Origin of the sequence: Lysinibacillus sp. NPDC047702 (assembly GCF_050272555.1) — a bacterium.
Taxonomy (GTDB): domain Bacteria; phylum Bacillota; class Bacilli; order Bacillales_A; family Planococcaceae; genus Lysinibacillus.
Genome location: NZ_JBNNMG010000144.1, coordinates 1 through 1,493, shown reverse-complemented (window position 1 = coordinate 1,493; position 1,493 = coordinate 1). Strand labels below are relative to the sequence as shown.

Sequence of the window (1,493 nt, the reverse complement as noted above, 5' to 3'; positions counted from 1 at the left end):
GGGTTAGAGCTTTCATTTTAACCAAAAGGGTGAATTCTGTCTTTTTATTTTGCTTAATGGTAATTATTTGAAGAGTATTTGCTCATTTAGAGTTACTTTAAATAAATATTAGCCCTATCTTCATCTTATAGCTTCATACATTTTTCACAAATGCGAACAAAAAAGGCGAACAATCTTTGATTAATAGGGCGTATTATGTAAAGATAGGAGAATATGTAGGATTAACCTAGCAAAAAAATAAAGGGGGAAGCGGAAATGGCAGCTTATCCAAATTGTCCGAAATGTAATTCTGAATATACGTATGAGGATGGTGCAAATTTTGTATGTCCAGAATGTGCACATGAATGGAGTGCAGATGCAATAGAGCAAGAAACAGAAACACTTATTGTAAAGGATGCAAACGGCAACCTACTTGCGGACGGTGATTCTGTTACAGTTATTAAAGATTTAAAGGTCAAGGGTAGTTCTTCAACATTAAAAATTGGTACAAAGGTGAAAAGTATTCGTCTAGTTGAAGGTGATCATAATATTGACTGTAAAATTGATGGCTTTGGTGCCATGAAATTAAAGTCAGAGTTTGTTAAAAAAGCATAGGTATTAAAAAGAGTCGAGTAAAGAAGAGCTCCATTGTAAGACAATGGGATGCGCTTCATAATCGACTCTTTTTTATTTTCAAATAAAATTAGTAATTACTGTAACATTTAGAAATGACAGACGTTTTACTTGTGAAAACCACGAAGTGAGGGGGATGCATGGACAGGCAGCGGATGAATGAGCTTGAGTTACTTTATAAGGAATATGCGAAATCGTTATATTATTTTCTGCTGAAAATGTCTGGGTCAGTACATATAGCGGAAGATTTAGTACAAGAAACCTTTGTACGAGCTACGGTATCGCTGTAATTTTATAAAGAGGAGGATGTGAGAGCATGGTTGTTTAAAGTAGCACGGAATACGTATTTAGATGAATGGCGCAAGCAAAAAAGAAGAAGGACTATCCCATTTGCACAATTATTTTGGAAGGATGACATGCTTAGTCCTTATGGTCTGCCTGAAGTTGATATTCTCAAGCTTGAAGCGACGGAGGATATCCAGTCATTATTAAAATTTTTGCCTGAAAATTACCGAACAATTTTATATTTACGTGAGTATGAACAATTTACATATCAGGAGCTACAAGAGGCATTGGAGCTAACAGAAGGGCAGGTGAAAATACTGTTACATCGAGCACGTAAGCGCTTAGCTGAAATAATCAAGAAGAATGGAGGATTTCAAGATGACTGAGTGGTCGCAGGAAAAAGAGAAAAAAATATTGCAGAAGTATCGTTTTACGTTAACCTCACGAATATTACGTATATTGCTACTATGTGCCGTTATTTATGGTTTATATATATTAAGTCACTAGCATCGCATAAATATTAACCGAAATTTCAGTTTTATTTTTTTCTACAATTAGAAAAAAAACAAAGACACGTAAGCAGAGGTAGTGAACAT

4 protein-coding genes are annotated in these 1,493 nt (G+C 34.8%); all 4 read left to right on the top strand.

The genetic code is table 11. The features are described 5' to 3' along the window. Window positions 1-255 precede the first annotated feature (255 nt). The 4 genes from ACQKIM_RS28120 (at window position 256) to ACQKIM_RS28105 (ending at window position 1,404) form a co-directional block, all read left to right on the top strand. On the top strand, window positions 256-594 hold the full coding sequence (locus ACQKIM_RS28120; protein WP_427550269.1) for a zinc ribbon domain-containing protein YjdM: 339 nt from the start codon (window positions 256-258) through the stop codon (window positions 592-594). 158 nt (window positions 595-752) lie between these two features. Continuing rightward, window positions 753-902 (top strand): RNA polymerase sigma factor, encoded by a 150-nt coding sequence (locus ACQKIM_RS28115; RefSeq protein ID WP_427550266.1) that lies wholly within the window; start codon window positions 753-755, stop codon window positions 900-902. Window positions 903-920: 18 nt separating this feature from the next. Then, a complete protein-coding gene (locus ACQKIM_RS28110; protein WP_427550264.1) occupies window positions 921-1,283 on the top strand; it encodes a sigma-70 family RNA polymerase sigma factor in 363 nt (120 codons plus the stop codon). Beyond that, the gene (locus ACQKIM_RS28105; RefSeq protein ID WP_427550261.1) at window positions 1,276-1,404 is read left to right on the top strand and encodes a hypothetical protein; all 129 of its coding nucleotides are present in this window, start codon (window positions 1,276-1,278) and stop codon (window positions 1,402-1,404) included. Before ACQKIM_RS28110 ends, ACQKIM_RS28105 begins: the two co-directional genes overlap by 8 nt. Window positions 1,405-1,493: the final 89 nt, after the last annotated feature.